At 52.0% G+C, this 17,402-nt stretch carries 20 protein-coding genes; 6 read left to right on the top strand and 14 right to left on the bottom strand.

What is annotated here, in order from left to right; all coding sequences use genetic code 11:
* Positions 1-12 precede the first annotated feature (12 nt).
* The 5 genes from B2R29_RS14070 to B2R29_RS14090 form a co-directional block, all read right to left on the bottom strand.
* Positions 13-702 carry a tetratricopeptide repeat protein gene (locus B2R29_RS14070; protein ID WP_301181649.1) on the bottom strand — a complete coding sequence of 230 codons (690 nt, stop codon included), beginning with the start codon at positions 700-702 and terminating at the stop codon, positions 13-15.
* Between the two features lie 8 nt (positions 703-710).
* Positions 711-1,778 carry a hypothetical protein gene (locus B2R29_RS14075; RefSeq protein WP_301181650.1) on the bottom strand — a complete coding sequence of 356 codons (1,068 nt, stop codon included), beginning with the start codon at positions 1,776-1,778 and terminating at the stop codon, positions 711-713.
* A 313-nt stretch (positions 1,779-2,091) separates the two neighbouring features.
* Positions 2,092-2,388 (bottom strand): 4a-hydroxytetrahydrobiopterin dehydratase, encoded by a 297-nt coding sequence (locus B2R29_RS14080; protein WP_301181651.1) that lies wholly within the window; start codon positions 2,386-2,388, stop codon positions 2,092-2,094.
* A 133-nt stretch (positions 2,389-2,521) separates the two neighbouring features.
* Entirely contained in the window at positions 2,522-4,030 is a 1,509-nt protein-coding gene (locus B2R29_RS14085) for a fumarate hydratase (protein WP_068444614.1), read from the bottom strand.
* A 116-nt stretch (positions 4,031-4,146) separates the two neighbouring features.
* Positions 4,147-4,917 carry a DUF2846 domain-containing protein gene (locus B2R29_RS14090; protein WP_301181652.1) on the bottom strand — a complete coding sequence of 257 codons (771 nt, stop codon included), beginning with the start codon at positions 4,915-4,917 and terminating at the stop codon, positions 4,147-4,149.
* Between the two features lie 173 nt (positions 4,918-5,090).
* Here B2R29_RS14090 and B2R29_RS14095 point away from each other — a divergent pair, with 173 nt between their 5' ends.
* Both B2R29_RS14095 and B2R29_RS14100 read left to right on the top strand, forming a co-directional pair.
* Positions 5,091-5,603, top strand: coding sequence for a hypothetical protein (locus B2R29_RS14095; protein ID WP_301181653.1), 513 nt, complete (start codon positions 5,091-5,093; stop codon positions 5,601-5,603).
* A gap of 11 nt (positions 5,604-5,614) precedes the next feature.
* Entirely contained in the window at positions 5,615-6,088 is a 474-nt protein-coding gene (locus tag B2R29_RS14100) for a hypothetical protein (RefSeq protein WP_301181654.1), read from the top strand.
* A 52-nt stretch (positions 6,089-6,140) separates the two neighbouring features.
* Here the strand turns inward: B2R29_RS14100 and B2R29_RS14105 are convergent, their stop codons facing one another.
* Positions 6,141-6,980, bottom strand: coding sequence for a hypothetical protein (locus B2R29_RS14105; RefSeq protein ID WP_301181655.1), 840 nt, complete (start codon positions 6,978-6,980; stop codon positions 6,141-6,143).
* Between the two features lie 5 nt (positions 6,981-6,985).
* Entirely contained in the window at positions 6,986-7,783 is a 798-nt protein-coding gene (locus B2R29_RS14110; protein ID WP_301181656.1) for a hypothetical protein, read from the bottom strand.
* 418 nt (positions 7,784-8,201) lie between these two features.
* Here B2R29_RS14110 and sodB point away from each other — a divergent pair, with 418 nt between their 5' ends.
* Together sodB and B2R29_RS14120 are read left to right on the top strand one after the other, a co-directional pair.
* Positions 8,202-8,783: a superoxide dismutase [Fe] gene (gene sodB / locus B2R29_RS14115; RefSeq protein ID WP_068444633.1), complete on the top strand. Its 582-nt coding sequence runs from the start codon at positions 8,202-8,204 to the stop codon at positions 8,781-8,783.
* A 67-nt stretch (positions 8,784-8,850) separates the two neighbouring features.
* The gene (locus tag B2R29_RS14120; protein ID WP_301181657.1) at positions 8,851-9,444 is read left to right on the top strand and encodes a Maf family protein; all 594 of its coding nucleotides are present in this window, start codon (positions 8,851-8,853) and stop codon (positions 9,442-9,444) included.
* A 21-nt stretch (positions 9,445-9,465) separates the two neighbouring features.
* Here B2R29_RS14120 and gspD read toward each other — a convergent pair whose 3' ends face one another.
* The 4 genes from gspD to B2R29_RS14140 form a co-directional block, all read right to left on the bottom strand.
* Positions 9,466-11,361, bottom strand: coding sequence for a type II secretion system secretin GspD (gspD, locus tag B2R29_RS14125; RefSeq protein ID WP_301181658.1), 1,896 nt, complete (start codon positions 11,359-11,361; stop codon positions 9,466-9,468).
* Complete coding sequence (locus B2R29_RS14130; protein WP_301181659.1) at positions 11,361-12,242, bottom strand: type II secretion system protein N; 882 nt, start codon at positions 12,240-12,242, stop codon at positions 11,361-11,363. The genes gspD and B2R29_RS14130 overlap by 1 nt, the downstream gene beginning before the upstream one ends.
* A gap of 32 nt (positions 12,243-12,274) precedes the next feature.
* The gene (gene gspN / locus B2R29_RS14135; RefSeq protein ID WP_297531148.1) at positions 12,275-13,054 is read right to left on the bottom strand and encodes a type II secretion system protein N; all 780 of its coding nucleotides are present in this window, start codon (positions 13,052-13,054) and stop codon (positions 12,275-12,277) included.
* A 181-nt stretch (positions 13,055-13,235) separates the two neighbouring features.
* Complete coding sequence (locus B2R29_RS14140; protein ID WP_301181660.1) at positions 13,236-13,622, bottom strand: GIY-YIG nuclease family protein; 387 nt, start codon at positions 13,620-13,622, stop codon at positions 13,236-13,238.
* A 21-nt stretch (positions 13,623-13,643) separates the two neighbouring features.
* Here B2R29_RS14140 and trhA point away from each other — a divergent pair, with 21 nt between their 5' ends.
* The gene (trhA, locus tag B2R29_RS14145; protein ID WP_301181661.1) at positions 13,644-14,312 is read left to right on the top strand and encodes a PAQR family membrane homeostasis protein TrhA; all 669 of its coding nucleotides are present in this window, start codon (positions 13,644-13,646) and stop codon (positions 14,310-14,312) included.
* The gene (gene arfB, locus B2R29_RS14150; protein ID WP_068444646.1) at positions 14,309-14,731 is read left to right on the top strand and encodes an alternative ribosome rescue aminoacyl-tRNA hydrolase ArfB; all 423 of its coding nucleotides are present in this window, start codon (positions 14,309-14,311) and stop codon (positions 14,729-14,731) included. The genes trhA and arfB overlap by 4 nt, the downstream gene beginning before the upstream one ends.
* Positions 14,732-14,814: 83 nt before the next feature.
* Here the strand turns inward: arfB and djlA are convergent, their stop codons facing one another.
* Genes djlA through B2R29_RS14165 form a run of 3 tightly spaced genes read right to left on the bottom strand, consistent with a single transcriptional unit; the run spans position 14,815 to position 17,350 of the window.
* Positions 14,815-15,657 carry a co-chaperone DjlA gene (djlA, locus tag B2R29_RS14155; protein ID WP_301181662.1) on the bottom strand — a complete coding sequence of 281 codons (843 nt, stop codon included), beginning with the start codon at positions 15,655-15,657 and terminating at the stop codon, positions 14,815-14,817.
* Complete coding sequence (gene murU, locus B2R29_RS14160; protein ID WP_301181663.1) at positions 15,654-16,337, bottom strand: N-acetylmuramate alpha-1-phosphate uridylyltransferase MurU; 684 nt, start codon at positions 16,335-16,337, stop codon at positions 15,654-15,656. Before murU ends, djlA begins: the two co-directional genes overlap by 4 nt.
* Positions 16,334-17,350, bottom strand: a complete 1,017-nt coding sequence (locus B2R29_RS14165) for an aminoglycoside phosphotransferase family protein (protein WP_301181664.1) — start codon at positions 17,348-17,350, stop codon at positions 16,334-16,336. The genes murU and B2R29_RS14165 overlap by 4 nt, the downstream gene beginning before the upstream one ends.
* Positions 17,351-17,402 lie beyond the last annotated feature (52 nt).

Below are 17,402 nucleotides of genomic sequence, written 5' to 3' on the forward strand. Positions count from 1 at the left end.
TCACAGCCCCTTTCATCGCACACGAGCCAGGCTAGCGCGTACCTGATCCAGCTCCGGATCAAGTTCTAATGCCTGCTCCCAGCTTGCTCTTGCCTCGGGTATCAGACCCATCTTGTAGTAGATGCTGCCTTTTAACGCGTGCGCCTGGGCTGAGTCAGGAATCACTTCTAACGCGGCGTTCGTCTGATCCAGGGCTTCCCAATATTCTTTTTTATAGAAAAGACTTTGAGCAGAGAGAATGTGTTTCGTCATTGTCTCGCTGCGTCGCAGTTTTTCAGACTCCTGCTCGCTGATTTTTCCATCCATTTCAGTGTGATTGTCAGCGGCACGATCTTCGGCGGCCAGATCAGACAACCCATTGCTACCGTCAGATTTTTCTTCAGCGCTTTGCGGTAACTCCATTACAAATTTCACATCAGAGTCGCCCGCATCAATGGTCATCAGAACATCGTAGCCTGCACCATAACGATGAATGTGCATCAGGCCATGTTGTTTCTTTGCTTTATCGGAGATTTTTTCGAGCTGCGATATCTCTTCAACAATAACTTCCTCTTCGGTTTTCTGTTCAGCCTCAACCGGCTTGCCTGGATCGACCCAAGGGCTGGGATTAAAGCCTTTCACCAGACGGTTAGAACGTTCATGCGAACACCCCTGAAGCCCGAGAGACACCAAAAGCACTGCTGCAATAATTCCTGCTTTCATACTAACTCCTAAAATCTCAGGCCAAGAGAAAGGTCGTAGCTTGCGCCACCGATTTTTCCTGTATCTTCCAGGCCGGAAACTTCGCTCCATTTCGCTGTGCTTTCAGGGATGTAAGTCACGCCATAATCGATGAATCCATCTTTAAAGAACGGAAATTCAAAACCAAAGCGGAAGACGATGGCATTGGTATCGTTAAAGAATGCCTGGCCCATACCCAGGTACACTTTGGTATCAATCAGATCATCCATGCTTGGAATGTCGGCAATAATCCGACCTTCGAGATTGATGCCTGAAATATCGAAGTTTTCGCGATTAGAAAAGTTGCGGAAATACTCAAAAGCTAATGTGTACTGAAGCTGATCATCCAGACTGGTGGTTTCACGACGGCGAATACCGAAGACGGTCAGACCTTTCACATCTTCAGAGTCGGCACTGGAGAGATGATCACGTTCTGCCGAGATACCCCAGGCGCCAACAAGCAGCTCGTAGTTAACGCTATCGAAGCCCTGTACTTCTTCTTCGAGTGTGGTTTTCTTGGAGTATTCTTTCAGCCACAGAAGCTTGTTATCACGGGCATCCACCATCCGTAAGTTGATAGTGAATTTGTTGTCCTGTACGGAGGCGTTCCAGAACAGAAATGCGTCTGCCCGGACGTGCTGACCAAGCTTACGTAATGCTTGATTGTCGGTAGCAACGTGACTGACCTCCAGGCGGTCAGCACGCATGGCGACCTGCGTAGTACGGCATTCGAGGCACTGAATGATTTCGAAACGACCGCTGTCCAGCATGCGTTTCATCAGTTTATTTTCGATCATCAGGTGCACTTGCTTAGGCACCTTACGATGCATTCTGTCACCGTTGTGATACAGCGCTACACGATTAATCTCTTCGGGCAGATCTATCAGCTCTTCTTTTACCAGTGTCTTATCATCGTCCAGCAATTGCGTGAAACCGGTGTAAAGAGATGAACGCATTTCAGGCGGCTCAAGCCCCGGAAGTGACTCCTGAGCCGACACCATAAATGGTAGGCAGAATATCAATACAGCTGTCAGTTGAGAAAGTGACCGTCGGAACATCAGATGCGTCCTGTATACGTAGCGTAAAGCGAATACAGTCAGCTTAGTTCAGATCCCTTTTTTCACATGGAATGTAACTTACCCAAGTGTTTGATAAACAATTGTTTTTCTAAAAAAATAAATAAATAGAACCAGAAAATGACAGAGATGACTGACTTTTCCGCCAGTTATCCGACTTTTGTAAACCATCATGGCTCACTTTCGCGACAAACTGATGTGGATGTCAGAACATTCACAGTGATCAGGGTGACGAAGGTCAGAACTTCGTCACCCTGTTTTCATTAGTAACAAATTGTTGGGCGGAAGGCGGACCTCAGGTGGACAGATGGTCACAAAGCGCGACCATTTCCAGATCGGCCTGCGTTACGCCGCCAGCATCATGGCTCCACCAAGCTACAGCTAGCTCGCCCCAGGAAACAGTTAATTGGGGATGATGATTATATTTTTCTGCGAGATCAGCCACGCGCCCGGCAAACCGGAAAGCATCGATAAAGTTATCGAAAGTCCAGATCCTGCGGACACAGGCAACACCGCCGACGGATTCACGGTGCCACTCCGGATAGCGAATAAGGTGAGACTTAAGTTCTTCTTCAGTGAGGACATCACTCATGCAAACTCCTTTAGCGTATCGATTGCGTGAACCCACTGAGACAAAAAAAGGGAGCAATTGCTCCCTTCTTTACGCACGAATTTACCAGTCAGTCTCCGCTTACACACAAGTGTCAGCTTTGACTGGAGACAAATCAGACTTCAGTGGCGTTAATGCGCGCAAACCACTCTTTTGGTCCGGTGTTGTGTACCGATTCGCCTTTGCTATCGACCGCAACAGTCACTGGCATATCTTCCACTTCGAACTCGTAGATCGCTTCCATACCCAGGTCATCAAAGCCGACAACTTTCGCGCCTTTAATCGCCTGAGACACCAGATAAGCAGCGCCACCAACAGCCATCAGGTAAACAGCTTCATTGTCTTTGATTGCTTCAATCGCGATTGGACCACGTTCGGCTTTACCGATCATTCCCAGCAGACCCGTTTCTTCCAGAACGGTACGGGTGAACTTATCCATACGGGTTGCTGTAGTCGGGCCAGCCGGACCAACAACCTCTTCGCGCACCGGATCAACCGGGCCCACGTAGTAGATAAAGCGACCCTTCAGATCAACCGGCAGTTCTTCACCTTTGGAGATCATGTCTACCATGCGCTTGTGCGCAGCATCACGGCCAGTGAGCATTTTGCCAGACAGCAAAACTGTTTCACCTGGCTGCCACTCTTTCACATCTTCTGGGGTGACGGTATCCAGGTTGACGCGACGAACGCTGTCACCGACTTCCCAGCTGATTTCTGGCCAGTCTTCCAGTTTCGGCGCCTTCAGAGAAGCAGGGCCAGAACCATCCAGCTCGAAATGCGTGTGACGCGTTGCTGCGCAGTTTGGAATGATAGCGACCGGTTTATTTGCCGCGTGCGTCGGGTAATCAGCTACTTTGATATCGAGAACAGTAGTCAGACCGCCAAGCCCCTGAGCACCGATACCCAGCTTGTTCACTTTCTCGTACAACTCAAGACGCAGTTCTTCTGAACGTGTCTGAGCACCGCGCTCCTGCAGCTCCTGAATGTTCACAGGCTCAAGCAGAGCTTCTTTAGCAATCTGCATCGCTTTCTCAGCGGTACCACCAATCCCGATACCCAGCATACCCGGTGGGCACCAGCCAGCCCCCATCTTCGGCACCTGCTCCAGCACCCAGTCAACGATGGAATCAGACGGGTTGAGCATAGCGAACTTGGACTTAGCCTCAGAACCACCGCCTTTCGCCGCAACGTGTACGTCAACGGTGTTGCCCGGTACGAGCTTCATGTGAATGATGGCTGGCGTGTTGTCTTTGGTGTTAGCTCGCTTGCCATCAGGGTCTGCCAGAACAGAAGCACGCAGAACGTTATCAGGATGGGTGTATGCGCGACGAACACCTTCGTTACACATATCTTCGACACTCATGTCGCCTTCGAACTTCACGTCCATACCGATGGTCAGGAAAACTGTCACGATGCCTGTGTCCTGACAAATCGGGCGCTTACCCATGGCACACATACGCGAGTTAATCAGAATCTGAGCCATCGCATCTTTCGCAGCTTTTGATTCTTCGCGTTCATAGGCCTGGTGGACAGCATCGATAAAGTCTTTCGGGTGGTAATAAGAGATATATTGCAGAGCATCAGCAACGCTCTGAATCAGATCTTCTTGCTTGATCACAGTCATCGGGAGGTCTCTCTCTGGAGTTGCAAACGGCAGTCGTAAAAACGCCCACTGGTCAGTGGGCGTTTACTGATGGCCTTATTGTAGCCTAAGCCGGGCCACTCTTGAATGCGCGGCGTTTAAAACGGCCACCATTCTTCTTCTGTCGAGCGAGGCTTCGCGCGAATACCTTCAGGGGCATCCGTCTCATTGTTATCTTCTTCGATAAAGAAGGTCTGTGGCTCTTGCTGTTGTTCAGATTGCTGAACCTTAGGGGCCGATTTGCTGGCTACGACGGTTTCATCCTGCGCTTCTTCATTGCGAGCTTTCGCGCGAATCAGCTCACGGCCGTGATGATGTAAACGGGTTTCATTCATCTCACGAACGGCAAGATCATGACCAACCAGCTGCAAAGGACCATCACCACCCAGTGAACCGTCTTCCAGCATAACCATGTTTTGAGGATCAACCTCTGAATAGCGGAGGTAATAGACTTTGCCCGCTTCGAGGTTCAGATCAAAATCACTGTAGGTACGGAATACCAGATCACCTACACCCTCAAAACCAAAAATACCGCGACGAACAACAAAGTCATACGTACCTGGCTCCATCTCATACCAGGTATAACCGCCGCCTTTGAAGTTAAACAAACGCTCGTCATTTACGTTAAGGCTCGGTGCTTCGACTTCGTCCATCGACCACTCTGTCGCCGGACGATATATGTATACCAACGCATACTTCTCATAGTCCCAGCGGTAACCAACGGATTTGTAGTACTGCCCTTTCGGCGAGAATAACCACTTAGGGTACGAGCCAAAGTTATCGAACGTTGTAATGTGAACGCTGCTACAGCCTGCGATCATTGCGCTTACGGCGGCGGCAGAAAGAATTCTGATTGCTGTTTTTATCATTATTATGCCCTGTTACCGGCTATTGCATCTGCATCGGGTCGGGAGGTTTAACATCTGACAGCCACGCTACGCTTCTGGCGTAGTGTTACCAACTGTACAGAAAGTAAACCGTCGTGCTATATTGCATTCTACACATAATAACAAAAAGAAACAGCCACAAAGGGAAAGCAAACATGAAGAGTAGTCTGTACACACTTCCCCTCCTGTCGCTACTGGTAGCGATGCCAGCACTGGCCGCTGACAGACCTGAACAGGAAAGCGCCAAACAAGCCTACACCTCGCCTGAGATCGAAGTGGCTGTTGAAGCTGCACGTCGTTTTCCGGTGCAGACCGAATACGTAGGCTACGAATGGTATAACCGCACCACGAGTAAGAGTTTTCCTCTGCCCAAAATGCTCAATACAGAAATGAATGAGCTGATTATTGAAGGCGCGATGGGCCCAACGGCTGCGGGTGTTGCAGCCGCGGAAGATGCCACCCGCCCTGTTCGCCGTGTGGCACTGGGTCAGAGCAATGAGGACGAAGAAGTCATCGAGACCGATGGCAATCTGCAGCCTTCGCCACGTGCGGACGTTAAACTGCCACGCGAAGTTGTGATCAATGAATCCCGTGCTGTGAACCGCACCGGCGAGATGATTACCCGACAGACCCGCTCAGTCGGGACAGTGACAGCTACTGCTCGCTAGGGAGACGCCTCATGACGATGCGTCTTTCCCTTACGGCAGTACTTCTTACCGTCATCGCCTGTCAGGCTTCTGCAGGTGGCAAATCTGCCACCCCAGAAGACTTCCGCAAAGCACAGGACGACTATTACGCAAACGATCTCGATGCTGCAATCAGTGAGGCCCGCGAGCGCACTCACCATTATGATTACAGCAGTGAGTTTCGCTACGAGCGGACAACGTCGCAAAGCATTCGCTTTTCACGGATGCTCAATACCGAACTGGAACAACAGAGAATAGAAACGGCATCACTGGCTCCGACCAGTGCAGGTAGCCATCCAGAATCTAGCTCCCCAGACTCGATCGAGAGCGCCAAGGATGAAACACCCACCGTCGATATCATCAGCCAGAATGAGAAACTGTCAAACCCAGCTCCGATCAGTGCTGCACCTGCTGCAGCACTGACTGTGCCTTCTTCTGGTATATCTGTGCGAGTTAACCAGCGCTGACAACTGTGTCATTGACAGCACTGCCTCTGACACATACGCCGCTGGCCTTTGATCAGGCCAGGCGGCTACGAATGATATCTCTCGCCTTCTGCCCCATCAGCAATAGCTGACGATCCCTGTGCCAGGTCTGCTGGAACTCTTCTGGAATGGAGACCTGCATCAGTTCTTTGAGCAGTGCATCAAACGCATCCAGCTGAGGCTTGTCATAGCCAGCGGCGTTGGCACAGTAGCCCCCAGCCAGAACCTGCATACATTCCACCAGTCTCTGAAGGTAAGTATTCACTTCTGCCACACGTATCACCCACCCTGCAAAAGCAAGTAAAGTCATAACGTCTTCGTGGTAACGAAACGGTTTATTGATGCGCTGGTGAGCATCGTCTACCCGATACGCCGCATCGACAGGGCTGGCGGTAAAGTCGACCACATGGTGCGGTAACTCGGGAATAACGGGCTGGCCGGGCTTAGCAGGGTGAGGTGAAACACCTTCAGCTTTGGAGGAGACCCGCTGACAGATCAGCCCTGAAGATGACCTAGCGATGACATATAGCCAGTCGATGCCATCCATTGCGAGCATCGCATGACTTTTCCGGCCACTGACAGCCCCACCTTCAATGTAGGTTTCCATCTCAGATAATGAACGCAACCTTTTTTCTGACACACACAAGCAAGCCCATTGCTCAGGTGGCAAAGATGGGTCCACAGCTCTCATGGCGATCTGGTAGGCAGAGAGAAACGCCGAAGCGGGAAGATCGGAGCGCAGTCCGGCTATAATGGCTGCCTCAGCGGGTGAGGCAGTACGAAGTAATCGAGCCAGGTTGATCCTTAACGTATATGGCGTCGTCACTGAGAATGCAGGCATTTCTAACGCCCGCATCCAGAGCTCAGGCAACATACAGATCAACCACCACTCATTGCGTTCTGAATTCGATCGAGGCGAATCTGGATGTCCTCAATCTCAAGTTTCATATTAGTCAGGTCATCGTAACCGACTGAGCCACCCGATGACGGGGCGCTCTCAATATTCGACACATCGCTGCGCAAACTTTTGATACTGGAACCCAGCATCTCAATGCTTTCTTTGTTTTGAGCAATGGAGATTTCGAGACCGGATGGTAAGGCTGCTACGGCATTTTCCAGCTCATTCACTTTAGAGCGCAACGCTTTAAGGTCAGAGGCACTGGTACCAGAAGCACTATTCATTGCAGTATTCAGATTACCCAGCTTAGCCGAGTTGGCATCAATGTCAGCGCGGTTTCTCTTACTGGCGAGATCCCACAGTTTACGAATTTCATTATCCTGCTCACGCAGTACAACCTTGAGTGCATCAACCGACAGGTTCGCATTCTCACCGGATGCAGAGAGACGATTTTCCAGTGCCTCAATTTTGCCGCCCTGCTGCAGAAGAATTTCCTGTGCCGCTGCGTATTTCTGATCAGACTTCTGCAGTAGCATATACATATACCCCGCCGCCCCTAACGCTCCAAGTGCAATCACCAGACCCGCCGCAGCCAACCCGGACGATGCAGCAGAGCCTGACGCCTTTTGTGTAGATACTGGAGGCGGTGTCGCTGCTCTCACTGGTGCAGCCTCTGCCGGAGCGCTTCGCTTGGCTGCTCCTGCTTGCGCAAGGCGTTGCTGAGCCTGTCGACGCAGCTGCTGTTGGCGCAGTGCGATTTCTTCCTCAGTCGGTTTCATTTTCTCTACCTTTATTGTTATTGGCTTACTACTGCTTCCCCACAGCACCATCGAAGCCGGACAAACCTACGCCCGGCTGACCGGATCAGTTTGCTCAGTTTGTGCAACAGATATTTCCATCACTCTGGCTACGGAAGTCTGTATCCGGCGCACTCGCGCGCTTCAACATACCCCAAACCCACGTCAGCTGGGAACATGTAGTGTCCATGAATGTCTACCAGTTGGCAATTTGTAAAGAATTGATCAAGAAAACCTCTAGAAACAAAGGGTTATAACAACGTAGCCGGTCATAGGGGCCGGTGTTATTATTTTGAGGAATATAAAAGACGGACCATTGAAAACCTGTGTTGCGCCCCCATGTAGGTCGTAACGGACATTTCAAGAGATCCGGCAATCAACCTGAAAATGGAGAGAGACCATGGCGTTCGAACTTCCTGCACTGCCTTACGAAAAAAATGCACTGGAGCCACACATTTCATCTGAGACTCTGGACTTCCACTACGGCAAGCACCACAACACCTACGTTCAGAAACTGAACGGTCTGGTTGAAGGTACTGACCTCGAAGGCAAAAGCCTGGAAGACATCATCAAGACTTCTTCAGGTGGCGTTTTTAACAACGCAGCGCAAATCTGGAACCACACGTTCTACTGGAATAGCCTGAGCCCTAACGGTGGCGGTGAGCCAACTGGCGCAGTTGCTGATGCCATTAATGCTGCTTTCGGTTCTTTCGAAGACTTCAAAGCTAAGTTTAACGACATGGCTGTGAACAACTTCGGTTCCAGCTGGACCTGGCTGGTTAAAAAAGCTGACGGTTCTCTGGACATCGTTAACACGTCAAACGCTGGTACGCCGATCACCGAAGGCCTGACTCCGCTGATCACTGTAGATCTGTGGGAACACGCTTACTACATCGACTACCGTAACGTTCGTCCTGACTACCTGAAAGGTTTCTGGGCGCTGGTTAACTGGGACTTCGCGAACGAAAACTTCGCTAAGTAATACAGTGCCAGAATGAAAAGGGAGCTCTGCTCCCTTTTTTTGTGTCTGCCCTATCAGGAGCTCAACCATGTCTTTTCATCTGCTACTGGCTTCCAGCTCACCGTACCGGGCAGAGCTTTTAAAGCGCCTGCGTATTCCATTCAGTCAGGCATCGCCAGACATTGATGAGACGCCACTGCCAGACGAAACGCCTCAGGAGTACGTCCTGCGTCTGGCTCGGGAAAAAGCGCGGGCATTGCAACCAAACCACCCTGAAAGCTGGATTATCGGCAGTGATCAGACCTGCGTGGTTAACGGTCAGCCTGTTGGTAAAGCGGGCACCGAAGCAAACGCACTGGAACAGCTAAAGCGAGTGAAAGGACAAAAGATCACGTTTCTGACAGGCCTCTGCCTGCTGTCACCTACTGGTGACGAATACACGCTAACAGAACCCTTTGACGTGCACTTCCATGATCTTTCGGATGAAGCTCTGAAACGCTACATAACCATCGAACAGCCGTTAGACTGCGCCGGTAGTTTCAAAGTAGAAGGGTTAGGCATTACCTTATTTTCGGCACTGGAGGGGCGGGATATGAATGTCTTGATCGGGCTACCCATGATCGGGCTGTGTGAATTAATGCGTCAGGCGGGTTTAGAACCACTGGCGTTAGCGGAGGCCTGAGCCTCCACCTGCCGGTTTTGATTACTTATTCTGCATAGGCAGGCCTTTAAACAGGCGCTGCAGTCGCATGTCGGCTTCATCGATACCGAGTTCTTCAGAAACGGTAAACTCCCAGATGCCGTTAAATTTCTCGCGAGTAAGGTCTTTCGCTTTACCGCCATCACCAACGATCGTTGGGCGCAGGAACACCATCAGATTACTCTTCACCTGATTCACGCTCTTCGAGCGGAACAACCAACCCAGCAAAGGAATATCTCCCAGCAGCGGCACCTTGCTGACAACTTCGCGTACGTCATCACGAATCAACCCACCCAGCACGATGGTTTCGCCATCATCAGACAGAATCATGGTTTTGATTGAGCGCTTATTCGTGATCAGGTCGGCACTGCCCGCGACGGTCGTGTTTGAAACCGACTCCGCAGTTGCTTCAACTTCCAGACGAATCGCTTCACCATCATGAATGTGAGGAATCACTTTCAACGTCACACCCACATCCTGGCGGTCAATGGTCGTGAACGGGTTTGTGTTGGTGCTCGACGCCGTCTGCCCCGTCACGAACGGAACATTCTGACCAACAACAATCTCCGCTTCCTGGTTATCCAGTGTCATGATGCTTGGTGTTGAGAGCAGATTCGTTGAAGAGTTACTCTTCAGCGCCTGGATGATCACACCGAAATCAATGTCGCCGCCAGACTCTTTGAAACCACCAATAGTCAGGCCCTGACCAACAGCAGAAGCATAGTCTCCCGTAGCAACACCGGTCGCGATTGTTGCCAGCCCCGGACCCGCGTTGTTGAAGTTCGTACCAGCAACCGGAGAATCCAGATCACCACGTACCCACTGAACACCCAGAGCGTCGCTGGTATCTCCAGTAACTTCAATAATTGCCGACTCAATAAGTACCTGAGCACGACGCACATCAAGAGAGTTCACCAGTTCCTGAACTTCTTTCAGAATGGAAGGCTCGGCACGAACAACCAGCGCATTCAAATCCTCATCGGCGTGAATACCAATGTCACCTTTTACTTTCGCTTCGTCGCCAGAACCTGACGCTTCTCCCATCAGATTCTTCAACATTTCAGCCAGCTTGGTCGCGTCGGCATATTGCAGGCGTATCACCTGAGCGCTGCCACTGAAATACGATGGTTGGTCGAGCTGTTCGATAAGACCACGGATACGCTCACGCGCCGTCTTCTCACCTTTAATAATCAGGCGGTTACTGCGTTCATCGGCAACCACACGGATGCTGCCTGCCGTGTTGTTGTTATCGGTATTGCCTTGAGACACCTTAGATGGATCAAGGCTCTGGAGCATGGTAACAACATTGCCTACCCATGCTTCTTTCAACTGAACCACTTCCAGCTCTTCTGAACCTGAGCGATCCAGTCGATCAATGATTTCTTCTATGCGATTAATGTTAATCGCATGGTCCGAGATAATCAGCGCGTTGGCAGACTTCACCCCCGCCAGATGGCCATACTTGGCAACCAGAGGGCGTAGAATAGGCACCAGATCGAGCGCTGGCGTATTCTTAATCATGATGACTTTGGTCAGCAGCTCCTGACTGTCCACCGCCGCACGCTCTTCAAGGCTGCGGCCCGCCTGCTTCACATCATTCTGCTGGATAACCAGAGTGACATCGCCCGCTGGAACAGCAGCCAGACCATGAATCTGTAGCACGGAAAGGAAAAGCTCATAAACGCCTTCCTGATTCATTGGCTCGCTGGAGAGCACACTGACCTTACCCTTCACCCGTGGGTCAAGAACAAAGCTTCTACCAGTAATATCAGCAACCTGACTGATGAACGCCTCGATATCGGCATCCTTCAGGTTAATCTGCCAGCTTTCCTCTGCTTGCAGCGGCATGGCCATGCCTGCCATCAGCAACATGGCTATCAGCCAACGTCTGAGCAACATCAGTTCCGAGCTCCAAAACTCTGATTAATCATAAAACGACTATTTCCGCGCTGAACTTCGATCTGTGCGCGGCCTTCCTGCATTACCTGATCAAGTAGCGCCTGATCAGACGATGCGTCTCCTAACTGCTGTCCGTTAATAGAGAGCAGTACATCGCCGGGTTTCATCCCGGCTTTCAATAAAATAGAGCTATTATCGACCCGGTAACCTTCACCGACGCCCACAGATTCAAGGCCAAGACCATCAATGACGGCTTCGGGTGATTCAGTTGCGGCTTCACTGGCGATCCCCATGAAGTCAGACGGACGACGGATACGGCTGAAGCGGTCACGAAGCTGCGATGCGCGTTCCTCCCGAACCTCTCGTGGCGCAGGCTCTGAAGCGCGGGCGGAGACGCCTACGCCTCGTGCTGAAAACTCTTCAAATTTAAGTGTTTCCAACTTGCCAGCGGTATCAAGAATCACTTTATCCGGGTAAACACCACCCAGCTTGGTTCGGCCCTGAACCACATCACCCACACGGTAGAAATCACCCTTCCCGCCTTTCTGAGCAATGATCGCACTCGACATTTCGGCCGTGCTCGACTGCATGACACCGAGAAGCTCGAGGCGTAGGCGGGTATCCGGTGCATCTACTTCTTTTACAGCCACGACGGGCTCGGCACCGACTTCACCAAATAAGTGGTATTGTGCGGCACTGACCTGAGGCGTTTTAGCGGCGGAGGACTGCCCTGCCACAGGTGCTTTCAATATAATTGGCTCGGGTGCCAGCACCATCCAAAAGATCTTCGCCAGTAGCCAGGCCGTCAACAAGGTGAGCACAACGTACGCAAGGCGCTTCGCCCAGCGTTGCCACGGGGTCAATTCAACAGACTGATTCACTACAGCGACCATCGTTTATCAAAGCGCTCAGGTTATAGAAACTTCTGCGACACTTCAAAAATAACCGTGTCTGCATCTGCTTGTTTGTCAGGCCAGCTCTGACCTGCAATATCCACGGCACGACGCAGTACTGTCATGCCCCCCCAACCGTCTTCCTGAAGAAATAGCTGCCCAAGAGGTTCACCATCGGCTGTCGCCACAGGCACAGTCACTTTAGGCCCGTCCATAACGATGTTCGCCACCAGCATCGGGAGTTCAGTATCAATTGACTGGCGCTCTACGCGTGCACGAAGCTGACCGCCCGAATACACCAGCTGTCCGGAAATATCGTTGATGCCCTGATCGGCAATGGAGATATCTGCATTGAGGCGGCTCAATTCAAAGCTGCCATCAAGATTCGCCCGTGCCTGCATTAACAGAGGCGCCAGTGCCGACGAATCCAGATAACCATTCAGATCTTCAATAATGACGCGTTCAGGCAAGCCTGCGTATAACCCTGTTGCCTGTGCTGCACCTGTCAGGCGAATGTTTTCGCCTTCGGCGTTGATAGCCAGGTCTGCGTTGCCGAGCAGCAGCGACAGCGGGCTTAATTCCCAATCAGCGGCAATCGTACCGGCCTGAGGCACACCAACATCCGCGCGACCTTGCCACAATGTGCCAGTCGGATTCTGAATCCGCACAGGCAAGTCCCGGGCGTAGGGCTCGGCGTATTTCCAAAGGAAGTGGATAGGTGTGGTAGCAACCACTATCAGGATGAAAGCCAGCAAACCAAGCAGTATGTACCACTTTGCTGACCATACGGCACGCAGCATAATTTTTATTCTGTCCTTGTTTCCGGTCGGACATTCTACCAGCAGGGGATGTAAATTTAACCTGACTTCAAACAGATGGCGTAAATAATGGTCAACCAGCCTGTGTATTCAGACACAATAAGAGCAGGTTAACAGGGTTTTATGACAGCCGTGTAACAAAAATGTCTTTTTTGATCCGGCTTCAGGAGCCCCCGATCAGTTCAGCCGCGGGGGTTAGTTTGAGCTTAAGGGAGAAGGCACGATCACCACTGATCAGTCGCAGCTTCTGAGGGCGGGACAGTCTCTTCACCTGCCTCTCAGCCCGCAGCGCATCTCCATGCGCACCAGCGACCGCGACGAAACGCAAAGCCAGAGGCCCTTTGCCCCTCAGAAAACGCGCGGTGCGGCTACCATTACTGCAATGCTCTTTGAAGCGACGGCTTACATCCAGCGTGATCCCGCAGTAGAGATGCCCGCTGGCGGTTTCTATCAGGTACAGATACCAGAGGTCGGTTTTGTCGACGCTACCGACTTGATCCATCGTTGTTTTCTCTGCCACCGCTTTACCGTATGGTGTGCCGCGACTCATAAGTTTTTACCGGACAACCGCATGCATTCTGTTTTCCGTGATCCTATCAGTGGCCTTACCCATCTGGCCGGGGCTGTTTTTGCCATTGTTGCACTCGGTATTCTGATGGCAAGAGCCGCGATGTACGGCGAAGTCGTACATATTGTCTCATTCGCAGTTTTCGGCGCAACACTGTTTCTGATGTTTGCAGCCAGCGCTCTGTACCATCTGATTCACGCGTCAGAGCAGGTGATTCTCTGGCTCAAACGCATCGATCATATTGCGATCTTTCTGTTAATTGCCGGCACCTACACCCCTTTCTGCCTGATCCCTTTGTACGGCAATACCGGCCTGATCTTACTTGTTGCCGTCTGGAGCTTAGCGCTTGCAGGCATCGCTCTGAAGCTGTTCTGGATTTCAGCGCCACGCTGGCTATCAACTCTGATCTATGTCGGTATGGGCTGGCTGGTCGTGTTCGCGTTTGAGCCAGCCATGGCGCGCGTACCCGAAGGTGCTTTATGGTGGCTGCTCTTCGGTGGTATCGCCTACTCTGTTGGTGCCATCGTCTATGCGCTGAGGTGGCCTGACCCATGGCCACGCTGGGTCGGTTTCCACGAAATCTGGCATATCTTCGTCATGGCTGGCGCTTTCTGCCACTTCTGGGCCATCGCCTTTCACCTGTCCCATGTTCCGGTGGGGGCTGGCGTATGAACGCGAACGGACTCTACATCAACCACAGAATTACCCTCCCCTGGGCTGAAATCACCCTGAAAGCTATCCGGGCACAGGGCGCCGGCGGTCAGAACGTAAATAAAGTGGCGTCGGCCATTCATCTTCGTTTTGATGTGCGACGCTCGTCGCTGCCTGAAGATGTGAAAGAAGACGTGCTCAAACTGGATGACCAGCGCCTGACACAGGACGGTACTATCATCATCAAAGCACAGCGTTTCAGGACACAGGAGAAAAATCGGGAAGATGCCCTGCAACGGTTACAGCAGCTGATTCGCTTTGCTCTTCAGAAAGATAAGCCCAGAGTAGCAACACGACCAACGCGTGCGTCGCAACGCCGGAGAGTCGATCAGAAAGTTCAACGTGGCCAGGTCAAAGCCTTGCGCGGCAAAGTTCAGTAGCAGGGTTCAGTAGCAGGGTTCAGTAGCAGGGTTCAGTAGCAGGGTTCAGTAGCAGAGTTCAGCAATAGCCCCGCAGGCTGCCATTACTTACTGGCTCGCCGGTGCTTACGAATAATCGCATAGGCGCTCTGGATCTCCTGCGCTTTCGACTTAGCACGCTCAAGCTCTGCCTCCGACACTCCACGGGCGACAAGCTTATCGGGATGATACTCACTCATCAGACGGCGAAATGTCTGCTTCAACTCTTCGTCAGAGGCATCCGGGGCCAGCCCGAGTATATTGAATGCACGCCGCACCTCACGGCTCATCATCAGCTCAGGACGGCGTGGCTGAGCCTTTTCCTTCGCACGCTCTTGCGGCCGCGCTTTTTTCTCCCAGTCCGTTGAGCCCTCTCCGCGGCTTAACCACCAGTAAAATCGAAACGGAGGAATGCCGAAAGCTCTGCCAACCTGCTTCAGCACTTTGCGCTGCGCACGCTTAATAGAGCCGTCAGCACGACCCACTTTAACCAGGAGCGAGAAAAAGACTTCGTATTGATTTGGCGGTAGCCCTGACTCCAGCGCTTTCAAATCACGCTCCAGCCGGTAGCTGCTCTGCTTTCCCTCGCCAAACAGACGAATAGCCAATGCACGGCGCTCGCCCGTCATGCCCAGAGCCTCGATCACGCCCTCCGCAGCAGTAATTTCTTTTTCACTGATGCGGCCATCCGCTTTAGCAAGATGGCCCATAATACGGAACAGAGCACTCATATGCTCCTGAGCCATTGGGCCTGCCGGACCACTGCGTGCCTTCTCTGCCAGTCGGTCTAACAGGTGTCCGGCAATCGCTCCAATAACCAACCCCAACGGTCCACCGGACAGAAAACCGATGGCTGCACCCGACGCTTTTCCTATCCAGACACGATTACTGTTCGCCAAGGGTTTCAATCGTCACCACCACACTCTGGACTGCGTAATTTGCTCTCTAAGCTGTTCAGGCGCTCGGGAGTCCCTACATCGACCCAGCAAGCATTCATCACCTGCCCCGCAAGCTGGTTAGCTGCCATCGCCTCACGCAACATAGGAGCAAGTGGATAAGCCCCCGCCGATGCCGATGCCCACAATTCAGGCTTGAGAACACTGACCCCACTGAACGTCAGCGCGGGTTCGTTTACAACCCGCCCCTCGACTAACGCGAAATCGCCCTGCGGATTATGATCAGGATTATCCACCAGCCATAAGCATCCGAGATCCATTTCACTCAGCTCGCATTCAACGGCCGCAGCGTAATCCCAACTGGTCCACACATCACCGTTAATTAATAGAAAAGGCGCAGCTCCGAGTAGCGACAATGCCTGATAGACGCCGCCACCGGTTTCGAGCGCATCAGTTTCAGCTGAATAGTAAATTCTGAGCCCCCATGCGCTGCCATCACCCAATGCCTCTTCTATCTGTTCTCCTAACCAGGCGTGGTTAATGACCACCTCTTTCACCCCCGCAGCAGCAAGCTTTTCGAGGTGGTGAACAATCAATGGTTTCCCACACAAGGGGATGAGTGGCTTAGGGCAGGTATCTGTCAGCGGGGCCATTCTTGTGCCACGACCGGCAGCCAGAATCATTGCCTTCATGACAGGCCTTTCTCCATCGCCGGTAGAAACCGTTCATCCAACCAGCGACAAAAGTCCGTAAATTCATAATACCGGCCCGCAACTTCTCGCAGATATACACAGGTGTTGGGTATGTCTGCCAGATAACCAGCTTTACCGTCGCGGATATTGAGTCGGGCAAAGATGCCTGCAGCTTTGAGATGTCGTTGCATTCCCATCAAATCAAAGGCTCTTGAGAAGGCGTCAAAGGGCATATCGAGCACACCCGCCAGTGAGGCCTTCTCGTGATAGTAGGCTGTCAGCTCGTCCACGATTTCGTGTGGCCAGCGTACATAGCAGTCGCGCAATAACGACACCAGATCATACGTCACAGCCCCCCGAACGGCATCCTGAAAGTCGATGACGCCCAAAGATCCATCGGAGCAGAGCATCAGGTTCCGGGAGTGATAATCACGATGCACAACGACCTGTGGTTGCGCCAACGCTGAATCAACCAGGATATCCGTAACATCGGCGATCAGCCTGTGTTCATCGGCAGACAACGACAGTGATACCTGACGTTCGCACAACCAATCGCTGAACAGAGATACTTCCTGACGCAGAAGAGCACCATCGTACTCAGGCAACTCATCGGCGTTGAGCTTCTGAATCCTGATCAACTCATCTATCGATTGTTTATACAGTGAAAGAACGCGTTCATGATCAGCACCGTCATGAAGCGCTGGCCAAAGCAACTGATCACCAAAATCTTCCAGCAGCATAAACCCCTGATCGATATCTTCGCTTAACACGGCAGGAACATGCACGCCCTGCTCTGACCAGCTTCGCGCGATGGCAATAAACTTCGGGTTATCTTCTTTCTCTGGCGGAGCATCCACACAGATCCAGCTCGAGTCGGCACCAGTGAGTCGAAAATATCGCCGAAAACTGGCATCACCCGAAACTACAGACAATTCTGCGGTCAGATCTTCACCGGTAAGTTGCTGAATCTGATTTACTGCCCAATGCGCAAGGTGATCCCTTCGCTGATCCATGCTGGCCTCTCGGTGTCAGTCGTTCTAGAATTGGGCCCCAGAATTGGCGCCC

The sequence above is a fragment of the Thalassolituus sp. UBA3500 genome, from assembly GCF_002377545.1.
Taxonomy (GTDB): Bacteria; Pseudomonadota; Gammaproteobacteria; order Pseudomonadales; family Oceanobacteraceae; genus Thalassolituus.

Coding starts and splice junctions, on each gene's coding strand:
- B2R29_RS14140 (WP_301181660.1), bottom strand. CDS start 13,622: ATGAGTCGCGGCACACCATACGGTAAAGCGGTGGCAGAGAAAACAACG.
- B2R29_RS14095 (WP_301181653.1), top strand. CDS start 5,091: ATGAAGAGTAGTCTGTACACACTTCCCCTCCTGTCGCTACTGGTAGCG.
- B2R29_RS14070 (WP_301181649.1), bottom strand. CDS start 702: ATGAAAGCAGGAATTATTGCAGCAGTGCTTTTGGTGTCTCTCGGGCTT.
- murU (WP_301181663.1), bottom strand. CDS start 16,337: ATGAAGGCAATGATTCTGGCTGCCGGTCGTGGCACAAGAATGGCCCCG.
- gspD (WP_301181658.1), bottom strand. CDS start 11,361: ATGTTGCTCAGACGTTGGCTGATAGCCATGTTGCTGATGGCAGGCATG.
- B2R29_RS14090 (WP_301181652.1), bottom strand. CDS start 4,917: ATGATAAAAACAGCAATCAGAATTCTTTCTGCCGCCGCCGTAAGCGCA.
- trhA (WP_301181661.1), top strand. CDS start 13,644: ATGCATTCTGTTTTCCGTGATCCTATCAGTGGCCTTACCCATCTGGCC.
- B2R29_RS14100 (WP_301181654.1), top strand. CDS start 5,615: ATGACGATGCGTCTTTCCCTTACGGCAGTACTTCTTACCGTCATCGCC.
- B2R29_RS14120 (WP_301181657.1), top strand. CDS start 8,851: ATGTCTTTTCATCTGCTACTGGCTTCCAGCTCACCGTACCGGGCAGAG.
- B2R29_RS14080 (WP_301181651.1), bottom strand. CDS start 2,388: ATGAGTGATGTCCTCACTGAAGAAGAACTTAAGTCTCACCTTATTCGC.
- B2R29_RS14165 (WP_301181664.1), bottom strand. CDS start 17,350: ATGGATCAGCGAAGGGATCACCTTGCGCATTGGGCAGTAAATCAGATT.
- B2R29_RS14085 (WP_068444614.1), bottom strand. CDS start 4,030: ATGACTGTGATCAAGCAAGAAGATCTGATTCAGAGCGTTGCTGATGCT.
- arfB (WP_068444646.1), top strand. CDS start 14,309: ATGAACGCGAACGGACTCTACATCAACCACAGAATTACCCTCCCCTGG.
- gspN (WP_297531148.1), bottom strand. CDS start 13,054: ATGCTGCGTGCCGTATGGTCAGCAAAGTGGTACATACTGCTTGGTTTG.
- B2R29_RS14105 (WP_301181655.1), bottom strand. CDS start 6,980: ATGTTGCCTGAGCTCTGGATGCGGGCGTTAGAAATGCCTGCATTCTCA.
- sodB (WP_068444633.1), top strand. CDS start 8,202: ATGGCGTTCGAACTTCCTGCACTGCCTTACGAAAAAAATGCACTGGAG.
- B2R29_RS14075 (WP_301181650.1), bottom strand. CDS start 1,778: ATGTTCCGACGGTCACTTTCTCAACTGACAGCTGTATTGATATTCTGC.
- B2R29_RS14110 (WP_301181656.1), bottom strand. CDS start 7,783: ATGAAACCGACTGAGGAAGAAATCGCACTGCGCCAACAGCAGCTGCGT.